This is a genomic window from Ancylobacter terrae (genome assembly GCF_045108345.1).
Classification (GTDB): domain Bacteria; phylum Pseudomonadota; class Alphaproteobacteria; order Rhizobiales; family Xanthobacteraceae; genus Ancylobacter.
Map to the genome: position 1 here is coordinate 2180523 of NZ_JBJGXH010000001.1, position 16444 is coordinate 2196966.

The window sequence follows — 16444 nt, forward strand, 5'->3', positions numbered from 1 at the left end:
CTACCCTCCGCGCACGACGTCGAGGATGTCGGCCAGACGGGCGGCGGAATCGGCAATGTCCTCCGGCGCCGCGCAGGCCACCATCGGCACGTCGACGATCTCGATCGTGTCGAGGATCAGCGCGTCGGCGGAATTGAAGTAGCGCACCCGCCAGACATCGCGCGTCGCGGTCGCGTCGATCCGGCAATTGCCGTAGCCACGGGAGAGGATGACCACACCGCCCTGCCCCAGCCCGGCCTCGATGGCGAGGAGGTCTTCCGGCGTGACGGGCAGCAAGGTGAGGTTGAGGACATAGGGCGCCGCGCCCGGGCGGCGGTTGCGGCTCTTGTGGGCGACTTCGGCGAGTATGGCGGGGGCGTTGATCACGCCGGGGCGCTGGGCCGTCGCATAGCCCGCATCCACCGGCCATTCGCGGGGAAAGGCGCGCAGGATGGCGCCGCGCGGGAAAGCCGCGACCTCCACCCGCTCCGTGCTGGCCGGCGCCGCGCTGCCCGGCCGGGCGGCGAGGCTGCGCACCCGCCAGACCCCCGCCAGCGTCGCTTCCTGGATTTCCACATGCCCGCCGGGCGTCTCGACCCGCACCGAGACCTCGCCCTCGCCGAGCGTCTCGTCGACCAGCGCCCGCCCGGCGGCGTCGAGCCCGTCGAGCGCGATGGTGGTCGAGCCGTTGGGGCTCCAGCTGGCGAGCGCCGCGGCGATCGCCTCCAGCGCCGCCAGCGCCGGGCGGGCGCGCTCGACATCCTCGATCTGCGGCAGATGCGGCTCGTAGGTCCGCATGCCCGAGGGCATCGGCAGGTAGGCCAGGCCGTCCTCGCCCTCCGGCTGGCTGCCGGGGCCGTAGCCGATGGGCGGGACCGTCGCATAGGGCAGCGATGCCATGGGGTGCCTCACGAATTGATCGAAACAGCGACGGGCGGAGCGGATGCCTCCCGCGCGAGGGCGACGAGCGGGGCGAGCCGCTCGAGAAACTCGTCCCAGTCGCGCATGCGCGACAGCGAGCCGACCGGCTCGCGCCCGCGCAGCACGACGATGGCCGGAAGGGCGATGCCGCCGAGACGCTCGCGCAAGGCGCGCTCGCAGGCCGGCCCCGCCACCGCGCCGCCATCCGCCCGCAGCGCCGCCACCAGCTCGGGCAGCACCACGGCGAGATCCGGCGTTTCGTCATGCGGGCGGCCATGGGCGGGCAGCAGCAGCAGCCGGGCTCCGGCCGTCCAGTCGGGCAGCGGCTCGGCGTCGATCCAGGCATAGCCGAGAGCGTCGATGAGCCGCCCCACCAGCGGGTGGACGGTGTCGGGGCGGGCGGGGTTGGCCGGAGCGGGTCCGGAATGGTCGGCGAGGGTATGGGTCACGGCGTGATGTCCTCCGGGTCGAGGGCCCGCTGGGCGGCGAGATGCGGCGGCAGCTCCGGTTCACGGCCGACGAGATCGGCGAAGGCGGCATCGATGCCGGCGGTCTCGCCGCGCATGACGGCGGCGACCGCCGCGAGCGCCTGCGCGATCTGCCGGGCCTCCTCGGCGTCCAGCAGGCGGCGGCCGGCGCCGAGGAAGGTGAGGACATGGTCGCCGACCCGCGCCTCGGGCAGCAGGGCCAGGTCGATCGCGTGGCGGGCCTCGCCGTCGCGGCAGGTGCCGATCCAGCCCTCGATCGCCTCGATCCGCATGGGAATGCCGAGACACATGGCCCCTACCCCCGATGCCAGCCGGCCAGCACGCGGGCATCGCCGATACGGCAGGCGTCGTCGGTGCCGGGGCGGCCCTGCTCATAGGCCTCGCGCGAGATCGCCGGCGGCGTGAAGTCCGCGAGCGAGTTCCGCGGCTCGGCGGCGATGCCGAATTCGTCGGCGAGCAGGTCCAGCACCTTGGCGATCGCCGGCTCGATGCGCGCCGCGACCGCCGGGGTGAGGCCCCCGCCATAGTCGTCGAGCCGCTCGGGCTGCACGCCGACGAGGCGCAGCCGGCGCGGCGCGCGCCCGCGCAGCTGCAGCAGGGCGAGGATTTCCTGGAAGCCGGTCTGGTGCAGGCTGACCTTGCGGGTGCCCAGCACGGCCGGCACCTCGTCGTCGCGCAGCACCTTCAAGGTCGCCGGCGGCAGGCCGTAATCGATGGCGTCGACGATGATGACCGCCGCGGCATCCTCGATATAGGGCAGCAGATAGAGCCCCTGGGTGCCGCCATCGAGCAGGTCGACGCGATCGGGAAAGCGATAGCGCGCGTCGAGCGCCTCGACGACGCGGACGCCGAAGCCCTCGTCGGCCCAGAGTATGTTGCCGATGCCGAGCACGAGTATGCGTTCGTCGTCCATGCGCGACGTCTCCCCGAGCGGATTTCCTGGCCCTTGACGTAAAGCGGTCTGCCGCCGCTTCTTTCACATGCTTCCATTTCAAGTCGCGTGCCAACCCGCATCGGCAGCATCAATATACTGAAAAATATGGATTATTCAAATTTCAGGGTTGCGACGCGCACTCGCCGGATGGACACTTTCTTTCCACTCTACCCAAAATCGGAAAGATGACGTCCAAAGAAAAATGGGGCGCAGCCGAAGCCGCGCCCCAATACCGACCGTGTCCCCACACGGCGGATCCCGGGAGGCCGGGATTGGATGTCAGTCGGGATCGTCGTCCTTGAAGGTGCGGACCCCGGAGATCATCGTCGAGACGATGGACTGACGGGACATGATGTCCTCGCGGATCGCCGCGTAGACATGCACGATCACGAACAGCACGATCACCCACATGCCCAGATGGTGCCAGGTGTGGACGTCGAGGCTGCCGCCCAGCAGCGGGATGACCCAGCCGAACAGCTTGTCCTGCCAGCTGCCCGGCCCGGCGCCCTCCGAATAGAGCGCGAAGCCGGTGACGATCATGAACACCGATCCCACCCCGATCGCCCAGAACATGGCGAACTGGGCCAGCGGGTTGTGGCCGACATATTTTTTCGGCCGCGCCTCGAGGAAGAGATACCAGCGCGCCTCCTCGAACAGGCCGACCCAGTAGGAGCGGCGCCAGAACGGCAGCACGAAGAGCTGGCGGGCATGGTGGTTGCCCACGAACGCCCAGTAGATGCGGAACAGGAAGCCGACGGCGAAGATGTAGCCGGCGGCGAAATGCAGGAAGCGGATGGTGCCCATCACGTAATGCTGGCTGGCCTCGCCGGTCATGGTCGGCAGCGGCGAGCCGATCAGGTAGCCGGTCAGCGCCAGCACGGTGATCGCCGCGGCGTTGGTCCAGTGCCACAGCCGCACCGGCGCCTCGTAGACATAGACCGCGCTCACCCGCCCGACCGTCTCGCCGGCAACGGGCGATGCCGGCGGGGCGTGGACGGGAGCGGAGACGGCGGGATCGATGCTGCTCATCGCCGCCTCCCTCAGCGCACGGTGACGCGGGCCATCTCGTCCCCGTCGGGCGAGATGACATGGGTCGAGCAGGCGAGGCACGGATCGAACGAGTGCAGCGTGCGCAGGATCTCGACCGGCTCCTCGGGCCGCTCCATCGGCGTGTTCATCAGCGAGGCCTCGAAGGCGCCGATATTGCCCTTGGGATCGCGCGGGCCGCCGTTCCAGGTGGTCGGCACGACGCACTGGTAGTTCTCGATCCGCCCGTCCTTGATGCGGATCCAGTGGGCATTGCCCCCGCGCGGGGCGGCCACCGTGCCGACGCCCTTGGCCTCCTTCGGCCAGGTCGCGGGATCCCACTTCTCGACATTGGCGGTCGAGCGGTCGCCGGCCTTGATGTTGCCGATCAGCCGCTCGAAATCCTCCAGCATCATCTTGGCGCAGTAATGCGCCTCCAGCGCCCGCGCCAGCGTGCGGCCGATGGTGGAGGGCAGCGCCTGCTTCGGCGTGAGATTGGTACCGGCCAGCGCGTTGAACCGGCCGACCGCGTCGGTCACCTGATCCTTCACATAGGTGACGTTGTGGCCCCAGGCGAGGATGTAACGCGAGAGCGGGCCGACCTCGACCGCGTTGCCGCGCCAGCGCGGCGCCTTGATCCACGAATATTTCGCGCTCTCGTCGAGCTCGCGGATATCCGTCTTGGTGCCCTTGAAATTGGGGCCGAGCTCGAATTTCGGCTGGGTGACGCCGTCCCAGGGGTGCAGCCCCTTGGTCTCGTCGCCATAGCTGTACCAGCTGTGGGCGACGAACTCCTGCACCTGGTCCGGGTCGCGCGGATCGATCGGGTGGATCTCGTCCCAGTTGCCGTTGAGGATCACGCCGCCGGGCAGCTGGTCGGTCTTCTTGTCGCCCGGCACCAGCTCGTAGTCGCCATAGTCCATGACGTTGGTGGCGGAGAGGCCGCCGCCATAGAGCCAGTCTTTGTAGAAGGAGGCGATGGCGATGACGTCGGGCACATAGACGTTCTTCGAGAACTCGAACGCCTCGATCAGCCGCTGGTGGACGAAGTTGAGGCGCTCCATGTTGAGCGGCGCGCCGGCCGCCATGTCGCCCTCCATGTTGATGGCGCAGGGCACGCCGCCGACCATGTAGTTCGGGTGCGGGTTCTTGCCGCCGAAGATGGTGTGGACCTTGACGATCTCCTTCTGGAAATCGAGCGCCTCCAGATAATGCGTCACCGCCATCAGATCCGCCTCGGGCGGCAGCTTGTAGGCGGGGTTGTCCCAGTAGCCGTTCTTGAAGATGCCGAGCTGGCCGCTCTCGACGAACTTCTTCAGCCGGTTCTGGATGTCGCGGAAATAGCCGGGGCTGGACATGGGGTGGTCCGGCCCGACCATCTGCTGCAGCTGCGAGGTCGCTTTGGGATCGGCTTTCAGCGCGTTGACCGGGTTGACCCAGTCGAGCGCGTGCAGGTGGTAGAAGTGCACGACATGGTCGTGCCACTGCAGCACCTTGGCCATGATCTCGCGGATCAGGTGGGCGTTGTAGGGGATCTTGATGTCGAGCGCGTCTTCCACGGCGCGCACCGAGGCGAGCGCGTGGCAGCCGGTGCAGACGCCGCAGATGCGCTCGACGAAGGCCCAGGCGTCGCGCGGGTCGCGGCCCTTCAGGATGACTTCGAGCCCGCGCCACATGGTGCCGGTGGAGACCGCGTTGCGGATGACGTTGTTGGCGTCGACATTCACCTCGCAGCGCATATGGCCTTCGATGCGGGTGACCGGATCGACCACGATGCGCTTGCCGGAGGTGTCCAGGCTGAAGCCGTTCGGCGTCTGGATGGTCATGCCGCTCCTCCCGTGTGGCCATTGCCGGCCTTGTCCTGAAGATCGCCGCCCTGGTGCCGGGCGCGCTTGAGCGCGCTCACCGCGGCATGAACCGCGACCGCGCCGCCGACGACGCCGGCCGCGGCCATGCCGACCCGGTCGGCGTTGGATTCGATGCCGAAGCCGACCCCGTGCAGATCGGTGAGCCGGGCATACCAGGAGCCCTTGTCCCAGAACCCGTCCTCGGAGCAGCCGATGCAGCCGTGGCCGGACTGGATCGGGAAGGAGACGCCGTCATTCCAGCGGGTGGTGGAGCAGGCGTTGTAGGTGGTCGGGCCCTTGCAGCCGACCTTGTAGAGGCAGTAGCCCCGGCGCGCGCCCTCGTCGTCGAACGCCTCGACGAACTGGCCGGCGTCGAAATGCGGGCGGCGGTAGCACTTGTCGTGGATGCGCTGGGAATAGAACATCTTCGGCCGCCCCTGCCGGTCGAGCTCGGGGATGCGGTCGAAGGTGAGCATGTAGGTGATGACGCCGGTCATCACCTCGGCGATGGGCGGGCAGCCCGGCACCTTGATGATCGGCTTGTCGGTGATGACCTCGTGCACCGGGGTGGCGCGGGTCGGGTTGGGGCGCGCCGCCTGCACGCAGCCATGCGAGGCGCAGGAGCCCCAGGAGATCACCGCCTTGGCGTCCTTCGCCACCATCTTCAGCTGGTCGAGGAAGGGCTTGCCGCCGATGATGCAGAACATGCCGTCCTCGTTCAGCGGGGGATTGCCCTCCACGGCGAGGATGTAGTTGCCCTTATACTTCTCCATCACCTCATGGAGGATCGCCTCGGCCTGGTGGCCGGCGGAGGCCATCAGCGTGTCGTCATAGTCGAGCGAGATCATCGACAGCACGACATCCTTGGCGAGGGGATGGGCCGAGCGGATGAAGCTCTCCGAGCAGCAGGTGCATTCCAGCCCATGCAGCCACAGCACCGGCGTGCGCGGCTTGGTCTCCATGGCATGGGCGATCTGCGGCACGAACTCCGGGCCGAGGCCGAGCGCGGCGGCGGTGAGCGAACAGTATTTCAGGAACGAGCGGCGGGTGATGCCCTGGCGTCGCATCACCTCGTAGAACGTCTCAAGCCCGGCCATGCGGCGGTCCCTCCGATTGTTGCGCCGGGGCGTCGAGGCATTCCCGGTCGGAGAGACAGCAGCAACCACCGTGCCACAGCATAAAGCTATTTGATTACAGATATTTATATCTCGACGCCGCGCGAGCCCCGCGGAAGCCGGAAGACCGCTTTCCGCTCCGAGCGGAAAGCCGCTTACCGCCCGATCAGCCGGGCCGCGGCGATGACGGCCTGCCCGAAGGCGAGGCCGCCATCATTGGCCGGCACCTCGGCGGGGACCAGCGCGCGGCAGCGCCGCCGCTCCAGCCGTCCGACCAGGCGTTCGAGCAGCAGGGCGTTCTGGATGACGCCGCCGGAGAGCGCGACCGCTTCGACGCGGTGGCGGCGGGCGAGATCGGCCGCGAGGTCGGCGAAGGCATCGGCGAGGCCGGCGTGGAAGTGCCGCGCGATCGCCGCCGGCGGGTGCCCGGCCGCGCGGTCCGCCAGCGCCGCCCGCCACATCGGGGCGGGATCGATGACGAGGGGGTCCCGGTCCGTCCGGATCGCGAACGGATAGGCCGACGCGTCGTCCCTCCCCCGCCCCGCCAGCGCCTCCAGCGCCATCGCCGCCTCGCCCTCGAAGGACAGGCGGCGGGGCGCGCAGCCGAGCAGCGCCGCCATCGCGTCGAACAGCCGGCCGGCGGAGCTGGCGAGCGGCGCATTGATACCGCCCGCGATCATCGCCCGGAGCGTGGCCGCCGGGAGGCCCTCGAACAAATGCGCCGGCACGTCCGCCGCCGGCAGCGCCGCGTCGAGATGGGCGAGCAGCACCCGCCAGGGCTCGCGGCTCGCGGCATCGCCGCCTGCCAACGGGATCGGCTTGAGGCCTGCCAGCCGCCGGCTGCCGGCATAATCGCACAGCAGGATTTCGGCGCCCCAGGCCGTGCCGTCGTCGCCGAGGCCGAGCCCGTCGAGGGCGATCCCGATCACCGGGCCGGCCTCGCGCGCCCAGCCGTTCTCTGCCATGGCGGCGGCGATGTGGGCGTGGTGATGCTGGACCTCGACCAGCGTCAGCCCGCGCTCGGCGGCCAGCGCGGCGCCGAGCCGGCTGGCGCGGTAGTCCAGATGCCGGTCGATCGCGACCGCTTCCGCATTGTGGTCGAACAGGGCGGTGCAGTCGGCGATGGCGGTGGCGAAGGCGTCCTGCGTCGCCAGTTCGTCGAGATCGCCGAGATGCTGGGAGAGCAGCGCCCGCCCGCTCATGGTGAGGCAGATGGCGCTTTTCAGCTCGCCTCCAAGCGCCAGCACGGCCGGCGCATCGGCAAAGCCGGGCGGCAGCTCGCGCGGCGCCGGGGCGAGACCCCGCCCCCGGCGCAGGATCCGCAGCCGGCCGGCGGCGACCCGCGCCACGCTGTCGTCGAGCCGCCGGGCGATCGGCCGGTCATGGACAAGGACACCGTCGACGATGCCGGCAAGGCGTTCGCGCGCCTCCGCGTCGCGGAACACCTGCGGCTCACCCGACCGGTTACCGCTGGTCATCACCAGCGGCCGGTCCACCGCCTGCATCAGCAGGTGATGCAGCGGCGTGTAGGGCAGCATGACGCCAAGCCGGTCCTGCCCGGGCGCCAGCGCGGGGGCGAGGTCCGCATCCGCGCGCTTGCGCACCAGAAGGATCGGCGCCGACGGGTGGCCCAGCGCCTCCGCCTCGGCCGGTCCGACCTCGCACAGCCTGTCCAGCATGGCCCGGTCACGCACCATCACGGCGAGCGGCTTGGCCGGGCGGTGCTTGCGGCGGCGCAGTTCGGCGATGGCGGCCTCACAGGTCGCGTCGCAGGCGATGTGGAAGCCGCCGATGCCCTTGATCGCGAGGATCGCGCCCGCCGCCAGCCGCCGCCCGGCCTCCTCCAGCGGATCGCTCGCTACCTCGATACCGGCGACCTCGAGCGTCAGCCGCGGTCCGCAGACGGGGCAGGCGATCGGCTGGGCGTGGAAGCGGCGGTCGGCCGGGTCGCCATAGTCGCGCGCGCAGTCCCGGCACAGCGTGAAACCGCGCATGGTGGTCGCGGCGCGATCGTAGGGCAGGCCCTCGACGATCGAGAAGCGCGGCCCGCACTCGGTGCAGTTGGCGAAGGCGTAGCGGTGGCGGCGGGCGGCCGGATCGTCGATCTCGGCGCGGCAGGCGGGACAGGTGGCCATGTCCGGCACGACCCCGGCGGAGATGGTGCCCGGCGCGCTGGCGGCAATGACGAAACCGTCGGCCGCGAAGTCGGGGATCGGCGTGCGCTCGACCGACAGCACGCGCGCGAGCGCCGGCGCCTCGGCGTCGAGGGCAACGGCAAAGGCATCGAGCGTCTCCAACCCGGCGCGCGCGCGGATCAGCACCGCGTCGCCGACATTCGACACCTCACCGGCGATATCGAGCCGGCGGGCGAGGCGCCAGACGAAGGGGCGGAAGCCGACCCCCTGCACCAGCCCGCGCACGCGGATTTCCTCGGCGGGCATCGTCGCGGCTCAATGCACCGTGCAGACCATGCACGGATCGAAGGAGCGCACGATGTGCTGCACCGCCACCGGCGTCGTTTCGCCGCGCAGGACAGGGGCGCCGACCAGCGCCGCTTCCAGCGGTCCCGGAACGCCGGCGGCATCGCGCGGCGAGAAGTTCCAGGTGGTCGGCGCGATGATCTGGTAGCCGGCGATGCGGCCGTTCTCGACCCTCAGCCAATGGCCGAGCGCGCCGCGCGCCGCCTCGGTGAGGCCGGCCGCCCGCCCGGCGCCGGCCGGAATCGCGCGGGCGCACCACGGCGCCCCCGGCTCCAGTTCCCGCACCCACTGCTCCATGGCGACGAGGGTCCGCGCCGTCTCGACCAGGCGGGCGACGACCCGCGCGAACACGCTGCCCCCGCCCGCCGCGACGATGGCGCGCAGCAGCGGCTGGCCATCGACGAGCTGGCGCGCCACCGCGCCGGTCTCGTAGGGCAGCCCGTCGAGCCGGGGCGCCTTGCACCAGCTGTAGCCGGTCTCGTCGGCGGCATCGGGAAAGGTGAACCCCTCGAACGGGTGGTGCGGGCGCCAGCGCCCCTCCATCCGGGCGTTGGTGTGATCCTCGGTGATGGCGCCGGTGTCGAGCCCGGACACGCCGTCAACCGCAAAGGTTCCACGCGCATAGAGCGGCCGGCTCTCGCCGGGATAGGCGCCATAGCTCAGATAGCGGTCATAGGCCCGCCCCATCCTTTCAAGCGCGAGGTCCTCGGCGATGGCGAGGAACAGCGCCAGATCGCTCTGCCCGGCGCGCAGGGCGGCGAGTTCGGCCGGCTCCGACAGGCCGGCGACCTGCTCCAGCGGCACCCCGAACAACCGCTCTTCCAGCGCCTGGCGAACGGCGCCGAGGGTCGCCGCGAGCCGCATCTTGTCGCGCGCGTCGGCGCCGCGGGTGACGCCGCCCGGCTGGATCGCCAGCGTGTGCGGCCAGCGGCCGGCGAGCAGGCCCAGCACGTGCAGAAGCGTGGCACGCGTCGCCAGCGCCGCCCGCACCGACGTGCCCTGCCCCGCCTTGAAGCGGGCGTGCGCCGTCGCGAACCATGGCCGGCCGGCATAGGCCGCGCGGGCGAAGTCCGGCATAAAGAAGACGTGGAAATGGGTGAGGTGGTCGGCGACGTTCTCGGTCGCCACCAGCAGGTTGGTGGCGATCCGGCCGTTGCGCGTCGGCGCGATCCCCTGCACCCCGGCGAGCGCCAGCGCCGCCGCATGCGACTGCGATACCGAGCAGATGCCGCAGATGCGCGGCGCGATGACCAGCGCGTCGTTGGGGTCTCGCCCCTCGAGGATGCGCTCGAAGCCGCGGAACAGCGGCGAGGTCACGAAAGCGGCGTCGACGCGGCCGTCCGCGATATCGAGGCGGACCTCAAGATCGCCCTCGACCCGGTTGAACGGGCCGACCACCAGCCGGGCCTGACCCTCGCGCTCCGCCACGCCCGTCACCGCCGCCCGAGGTCGCGCACGGCCGGCGGCGTCACCACGTGATCGCTCACCGCGTTGCGCCGCAGCCGGTCCGGCGTCGCCGCCTTGGCGAGGGAGGACAGCGCGACGAACCAGGCCTTGGGCATGTCGGTGGGCAGGCCGACCGGGATGCCGGCGATCTTCGGGGTCTCGAGGAAGGCATGGCCCGGCTCCTCGAACTCGGGCGCCGTGCAGTTGATGCAGGCATAGCCGCCGCGGGTGCAGGAGCCCTCGCCGTTCCACAGCCGGGTGTTGCAGTCCGCGTGCGCCTGCGTGCCGACACAGCCGAGATGCTCCATCATGCAGCCGAGATCGGACAGCTTCTCCGCGCTCGCCTTGTATTCGTAATATTCGTTGCGCGGGCAGCCGTGATGCACGAGATGGTCGGCGTAGAAGCGCGGGCGTCCATAGACGTCGAGGTCGCCGGCACCGAGCAGGTCCGCGGCCAGCAGCATCAGCGTCTCGGTGATCCAGTTGGGATGGGTCGGGCAGCCCGCGACATTGATCACCGGCAGGCCGCCCGCCGCCCGGAACTCGGCGCCGAGCGCGCCGCCCGGCCGCCGGCCGTCATATTGGAGGCCGCAGGCGTCCGTGGGGTTGACGCCGGCCGCCGTGACGCCGCCATAGGCCGCGCAGGTGCCCACGGCAACGACGTGCCGCGCCCGCGCCGCCAGCCGGCGGACCCAGTCGATGGTCGGGACACCGGTGCCGGCGAGGATATGGAAGCGCCCCGTGTTGTTGGGGCCCCGCAGCAGGGCGCCCTCGACGCAGAGCGCATCGAGGCGCAGGTCGCCCGCGATGATGCGGTCGAACAGGACGAGAGCCTCCGCCCCGGTTTCTTCCGAGAGGGTCGGGTGCCAGAGCAGGCGGATATCGGCGCTCGCCAACGTCGCGACGAGGTCCGGCGCCTCGGCGCAGAGCAGCGACATGGTGCAGCCACCGCACCCCCCGGACTGGATCCACAGGACGTTGAACCCGCCCGCCCGCGCCGTTGCCGCATCGCTCATCGGATCACACCTCCGCCACGGCCGGCAGGCGCAGCGTCATCACCGCGCCGCCATCGGGATGATTGGACGCTTCGAGGCGGCCGCCATGCTCCTCCACGATGCGGTAGCTGATGGAGAGCCCGAGGCCGGTGCCCTTGCCCACCGGCTTGGTGGTGAAGAAGGGGTCGAAGATGCGGGAGGCGATGTCGGGCGCGATGCCGGGGCCGGTGTCGCGGACCGCGAGCACGAACTCGTCGCCGCCACGGCCGGTGATCTCGATCCGGCGGACGGGTTGGCCGTCCATGGCGTCCACGGCGTTCTGCACGAGATTCATGAGCACCTGGTGGATATGGCCGGGATGGCCGATCGTGACCAGCCCTTCCGGCACATCGACGTGCGTCTCGATGTCCCGCGCCTGCGCCTTCGCGACCCATTCCAGCGCGGCGCGGACCAGGGCGGCGAGGTCGACGCGCTCGCGCACCTCGGGCCGGTCCGCCGAGAAGCGGCGCAGGTCGGCGACGATGTCGCGCACGCGCTCGGCCCCCTCCAGCATCCCGTCGAGCGTGCCGTTGATGTTGGCGAGGGTTGTGTCGAGCTTCAGCTCCTGGCGCAGCTTCATCAGCGCCCGCGCGTCCACACCGCGCGAGGCGGCCTCGGCATAGGCGGTGAGGCGCTCGCTGTAGCGGCGCAAGGTGTGGGCGTTGCCGTACACGAACGAGATCGGGTTGTTGAGTTCGTGCGCGACGCCCGCGACGAGACGGCCCAGCGAGGCCATCTTCTCGGAATGGACGAGGCGCTGCTGGGTCTGCTTCAGCCGCTCATGGGCGGCCTCGAGATCGGTATAGGCCTTGCGCAGCTCCCCGATCGGCCGGCACACCAGCACGAGGCCGACCGCGCGCCCCCGCGCATCGAAGCGCACGGCGCCGTTGGCGGACACCGGAAACGGGCCCTCGCGGGTGTTGAACACCAGTTCCCGGTCGCTCACCCGCGTGCGCTGCTCGATGGCGCCGCGCAGATGATCGAAGTGCGTGGGCGATTCGGGCGCCAGCAGCTCGGCCAGATGGGTGCGGGCGAGTTCGCCGGTCGGCCGGTCGAAGACGCGTTCGGCGGCGACATTCACCTGCTCGATGCGACCGGCCAGATCGCAGGCGATCAGAATGTCCGTCATGGACGCCATCAGCCCGGCGATGAAGGTCTGCGCCTCCTCGAGCTCGGCGTTCTTGCGCTCGAGCGCGACCTGCTGGGCGACCAGCTCGGCATAGGTCTCGTCGATCTTCCGGATGACCGCGATCCACGCCTCGTCGGCGTGATCGGCGGGCGCGGCCACCGCGCGCCCGGAAGGCCGAGACGTGTCCAGCTTGTCCGGCATGCACCCTTCCCTGCGGCCGACCGGCGGTTCCATTGCTGGCGGACGGCGCCCGAGACTAGGGCGACGCCCGCGTTTGGGCAATGCGGTGGACGGCGGGTGCCGGCCGGCAGGCCGCTCCGGGCGCACCGCGCGACCGCGCCCCCCCCCCGCGGTGGCATGGCACCTCGATGGATTTCAACGCTTTCGGAGGCTCATCCGGCGTGCGATGTAGCGGGGAAGAAGCCGTCCAGGAGGGACAATGGCGATTTCCCGACTCTCCTTCATTCGCGCGACGCTCATCCTGCTGGCCTGCGGGATGGTCGCGCTCGTCGCCATCGTCGGGACCTCGATCTGGCTGGTCAACCGCACGCAGGCCTACACGGAAGCGGTCGTGAAGGCGCGGACGCTGCGCAGCCGGACGGTCGATCTCCTCACCGTCGTGCAGGACGCCGAAACCGGACAGCGCGGCTATCTGCTGACCGGCGACGATGCCTATCTGGCGCCGTTCGAGGCGGCGAAGACCGCGATCACCCTGCGCGAGCAACGGCTGGAGGCCGCCGCCGATGCCTTTCAGGATCCGGCCACGCGTGCGGAGGTCGGGCGCCTCGTGCCGATCATCGACCGCAAGGTCGCGGAGTTGAGCGAAACCATCGCCCTGAAGAATGCGGGCCGCACCGACGACGCCCTGGCCATCGTGCGCAGCGATGCCGGCAAGCAGCTGATGGACGAGGCGCGCGCCATTTTCGCCAAGCTCGTCACCACCGCCGAGGACCGGCTCAACGACGGCCTTGCGGATCAGCGGGGCAGCGCCCAGACGCTGTGGTGGACGGTGGTCGGCGGCGGGCTGTTCATCCTCGCGGTCACGCTGGCGGGGTCGATGGCCATCGTGCGCTACACCCGCGAGCTCACGGCCGCCCAGTCCGAACTCAAGGAACTGGCGGCGGGCCTCGAGGAACGGATCAAGGAGCGCACCGCCGACCTTTCCCGCGCCAACGAGGAGGTCCAGAGGTTCGCCTATATCGTCACGCATGATCTGCGGGCGCCGCTGGTCAACATCATGGGCTTCACCAGCGAGCTCGAGGCCAGCATCGCCGATCTGCAGAAATTCGTCGCCACCCTGCCCCCAGACATCGTCGACCCCTCCTTCGTCGATGCCCGCCGCGCAGCGGAGGAGGACGTGCCGGAAGCCCTCGGGTTCATCCGCTCGTCGACGCGCAAGATGGACGGGCTCATCAACGCCATCCTCAAGCTGTCGCGCGAAGGACGGCGAACGCTCAAGCCCGAGACGCTCAGTCTCGACGCGCTGCTGAGAAACGCCAGCGAGACCATCGCCCACCAGCTCACCGAGAATGGCGGCCGCATCGAGATCGCCTCGCAGGTGCCGACGCTGATCTGCGACCGGCTCGCGCTCGAGCAGATCATCGGCAACCTGCTCGACAACGCCGTAAAATACCGTGCGCCGGAACGATCCCTGCTGATACGCGTTACCGCCAACATGGCCTCGAGAGGGAGGGTGGTGATCGACATCGCCGACAACGGGCGCGGAATAGCCGAGCAGGACCACGAGCGGGTCTTCGAGCTTTTCCGGCGTTCCGGCACACAGAACACCGCAGGCGAAGGCATCGGCCTCGCCTATGTGCGCACGCTTGTCCGTCGGCTGGGTGGCGACGTGAAGGTGAGTTCACGGTTTGGACAGGGAACCACCTTCACAGTAGATTTGCCGCGCGATGTGCGGGCGTTTGTCGGGAGTGAATCAGCGTGACGGAAGACGCCAAGCCTGTAACGATCGTGATGATCGAGGACGACGAAGGTCACGCCCGCCTCATCGAGCGCAACATCCGTCGCGCCGGCGTCAGCAACGACATCATTCCCTTCACCAACGGCACGGACGCGCTCGAGTTCCTTTTCGGCAGCGACGGCAGCGGCCAGGTCAGCAGCGGGCGGCAGCTCCTCATTCTGCTCGACCTCAATCTGCCGGACATGACCGGCGTCGACATCCTGGAAAAGGTGAAGGGCAACCCGCACACCCGGCGCTCGCCGGTCGTGGTGCTCACGACGACCGACGACGCCCGCGAGATCCAGCGCTGCTACGACATGGGCGCGAATGTCTACATCACCAAGCCGGTCAATTATGACGGCTTCGCCAACGCCATCCGCCAGCTGGGCCTGTTCTTCGCCGTGATGCAGGTACCGGAGACCGCGTGAACCGATGATCGCTCATGCCGCGCCTGCCCCCTCCCCGCCGGACGACACGGCCCGTCCGGACGCCGCGTTGCGGGTGCTGTATGTCGATGACGACCCGGCGCTGGCCCGCCTCGTCCAGCGCTCGCTGTCCCGGCGCGGCTACGCGGTGGTGACGGCCGCCGATGCGGCGTCGGGCCTCGCCCGCATCGCCGAGGGCGGGATCGACGTCGTGGCGCTGGACCACTTCCTGCCGACCGGCACCGGTCTCGACGTGCTGGCCGCTCTGGCGCAACACCAGACGCCGCCACCCGTCGTCTATGTGACCGGATCGGCCGAGACCAGCGTCGCGGTGCGCGCCCTCAAGGCGGGCGCCTTCGACTATGTCGCCAAGAGCATCGACGACGAGTTCCTCGAACTGCTCGGCAGCGCCATCGACCAGACCGTCGACAAGGCGCGCCTCATCCGCGCCAAGGAGGAAGCGGAGCGGCAGGTTCGCGTCGCGCTGGAGCGTACCGAGACGCTGCTGGCGGAAGTCAATCACCGCGTCGCCAACAGCCTGTCGATGGTCGCCGCGCTGGTGCGCCTGCAGGCCAACGCCCTGAGCGACAGCGCCGCCAAGGCCGCGCTCTCGGAGACGCAGGCCCGCATCATGGCCATCGCCGGCGTCCACCGCCGCCTCTATACCTCGCACGATGTCCGCACCGTCGAGATCCGGGAGTATCTCACCGGGCTGATCGAGGAATTGACGGTGTCGTTGCGGGAAGCCGGGCACAGCGCGTCCGTGCGGGCGGGCGTGGAAGCGATGGCGGTGCCGACCGACAAGGCGGTCTCGATCGGCGTCATCGTCACCGAACTCGTCACCAATGCCTGCAAATACGCCTACCCCGATGGCGCCGGCGAGATTCGGGTGCGGCTCGACGTCGTCGGGCCGAACATGGCGGAACTGTCGATCGAGGACGACGGCATCGGCTGGCGCGGCAAAGGTCCGGCACGCGGGACCGGCCTGGGCAGCCGCGTCGTCAAGGCGATGGCCACGAGCCTCGGCGCCGAGCTCATCTATGACGCGCCCGAACGCGGCACCCGCATCCGGCTGCGCCTGCCGCTCTAGGCGGGGGCGCGCCGCACCCCGGCGTTCAGATTCTCCCGCGGGCCGGATCGGCACCCGCAACGGGAGGCAAGCCAAGCCCCGCGCAGGCGGCGGCGACGATCTCGCCGGGCGACAGCGCGATCGAGGCGACGACGACCTCTTCGTCCGGACCCGGCCGCTCGAGCGTCGCGATCTGACTGTCGAGCAGCGACACCGTGGCGAAATGGCCGGGCCGCTGGCGCATCCTTTCGGCGATGAGGTCGCGCGGCCCGTCGAGGAAGACGAAGCGGACGCCATCGAGCCGCTCGCGCAGGAAATCGCGATAGGCCCGCTTGAGCGAGGAACAGGCGATGACCACCGGCCGCCGCGGGGCGTGCACCGCGGCGTCGCAGACGGTGGCCAGCCAGGGCCAGCGCATCGCGTCGGTGAGCCCGCGGCCCTCGCGCATATGGCTGACGTTTTCCGGGCTGTGCAGGAGGTCCGCTTCCAGGAACACGCCGGCGATCCGCGCGGCGAGTTCCTCGGCCACGGCACTCTTGCCGCAGCCCGACACCCCCATCACCACGATGAAATCGGGCAGCATGCCGTCTCCAG

At 70.1% G+C, this 16444-nt stretch carries 15 protein-coding genes; 3 read left to right on the forward strand and 12 right to left on the reverse strand.

From position 1 onward, the window contains the following. The 11 genes from ACEUEL_RS10490 to ACEUEL_RS10540 form a co-directional block, all read right to left on the reverse strand. Positions 1-879 carry a hydrogenase expression/formation protein gene (locus ACEUEL_RS10490; protein WP_405704540.1) on the reverse strand — a complete coding sequence of 293 codons (879 nt, stop codon included), beginning with the start codon at positions 877-879 and terminating at the stop codon, positions 1-3. Positions 880-887: 8 nt separating this feature from the next. Next, positions 888-1349 (reverse strand): thioredoxin domain-containing protein, encoded by a 462-nt coding sequence (locus ACEUEL_RS10495; protein WP_405704541.1) that lies wholly within the window; start codon positions 1347-1349, stop codon positions 888-890. Beyond that, the gene (locus ACEUEL_RS10500; protein WP_405704543.1) at positions 1346-1678 is read right to left on the reverse strand and encodes a HypC/HybG/HupF family hydrogenase formation chaperone; all 333 of its coding nucleotides are present in this window, start codon (positions 1676-1678) and stop codon (positions 1346-1348) included. Before ACEUEL_RS10500 ends, ACEUEL_RS10495 begins: the two co-directional genes overlap by 4 nt. A 5-nt stretch (positions 1679-1683) precedes the next feature. Then, positions 1684-2301, reverse strand: coding sequence for a HyaD/HybD family hydrogenase maturation endopeptidase (locus ACEUEL_RS10505; protein ID WP_405704545.1), 618 nt, complete (start codon positions 2299-2301; stop codon positions 1684-1686). A gap of 300 nt (positions 2302-2601) precedes the next feature. Further along, positions 2602-3351: a Ni/Fe-hydrogenase, b-type cytochrome subunit gene (cybH, locus tag ACEUEL_RS10510; protein ID WP_405704546.1), complete on the reverse strand. Its 750-nt coding sequence runs from the start codon at positions 3349-3351 to the stop codon at positions 2602-2604. Positions 3352-3362: 11 nt separating this feature from the next. Beyond that, positions 3363-5174 (reverse strand): nickel-dependent hydrogenase large subunit, encoded by a 1812-nt coding sequence (locus ACEUEL_RS10515; RefSeq protein WP_405704548.1) that lies wholly within the window; start codon positions 5172-5174, stop codon positions 3363-3365. Next, on the reverse strand, positions 5171-6292 hold the full coding sequence (locus ACEUEL_RS10520) for a hydrogenase small subunit (RefSeq protein ID WP_405704549.1): 1122 nt from the start codon (positions 6290-6292) through the stop codon (positions 5171-5173). Before ACEUEL_RS10520 ends, ACEUEL_RS10515 begins: the two co-directional genes overlap by 4 nt. A 173-nt stretch (positions 6293-6465) precedes the next feature. Continuing rightward, the gene (hypF, locus tag ACEUEL_RS10525; RefSeq protein WP_405704551.1) at positions 6466-8751 is read right to left on the reverse strand and encodes a carbamoyltransferase HypF; all 2286 of its coding nucleotides are present in this window, start codon (positions 8749-8751) and stop codon (positions 6466-6468) included. A 9-nt stretch (positions 8752-8760) separates the two neighbouring features. After that, positions 8761-10218, reverse strand: a complete 1458-nt coding sequence (locus tag ACEUEL_RS10530) for a nickel-dependent hydrogenase large subunit (RefSeq protein ID WP_405704553.1) — start codon at positions 10216-10218, stop codon at positions 8761-8763. 5 nt (positions 10219-10223) lie between these two features. Continuing rightward, entirely contained in the window at positions 10224-11252 is a 1029-nt protein-coding gene (locus ACEUEL_RS10535) for an NADH-quinone oxidoreductase subunit B family protein (protein ID WP_405704555.1), read from the reverse strand. A 4-nt stretch (positions 11253-11256) separates the two neighbouring features. Further along, entirely contained in the window at positions 11257-12600 is a 1344-nt protein-coding gene (locus ACEUEL_RS10540; protein WP_405704557.1) for a sensor histidine kinase, read from the reverse strand. A 238-nt stretch (positions 12601-12838) separates the two neighbouring features. On the opposite strand from ACEUEL_RS10540, the gene ACEUEL_RS10545 reads away from it, so the two are divergent. From ACEUEL_RS10545 to ACEUEL_RS10555, 3 genes are read left to right on the forward strand one after another with little or no spacing between them, the layout of a single operon-like run. Beyond that, positions 12839-14341, forward strand: a complete 1503-nt coding sequence (locus ACEUEL_RS10545; protein ID WP_405704559.1) for a sensor histidine kinase — start codon at positions 12839-12841, stop codon at positions 14339-14341. Positions 14342-14370: 29 nt separating this feature from the next. Beyond that, the gene (locus ACEUEL_RS10550) at positions 14371-14784 is read left to right on the forward strand and encodes a response regulator (RefSeq protein ID WP_405706715.1); all 414 of its coding nucleotides are present in this window, start codon (positions 14371-14373) and stop codon (positions 14782-14784) included. A gap of 4 nt (positions 14785-14788) precedes the next feature. Then, a complete protein-coding gene (locus tag ACEUEL_RS10555) occupies positions 14789-15871 on the forward strand; it encodes a sensor histidine kinase (RefSeq protein WP_405704561.1) in 1083 nt (360 codons plus the stop codon). A gap of 25 nt (positions 15872-15896) precedes the next feature. On the opposite strand, the gene ACEUEL_RS10560 is transcribed toward ACEUEL_RS10555, so the two are convergent. Continuing rightward, a complete protein-coding gene (locus ACEUEL_RS10560; protein ID WP_405704563.1) occupies positions 15897-16433 on the reverse strand; it encodes a gluconokinase in 537 nt (178 codons plus the stop codon). Positions 16434-16444 lie beyond the last annotated feature (11 nt).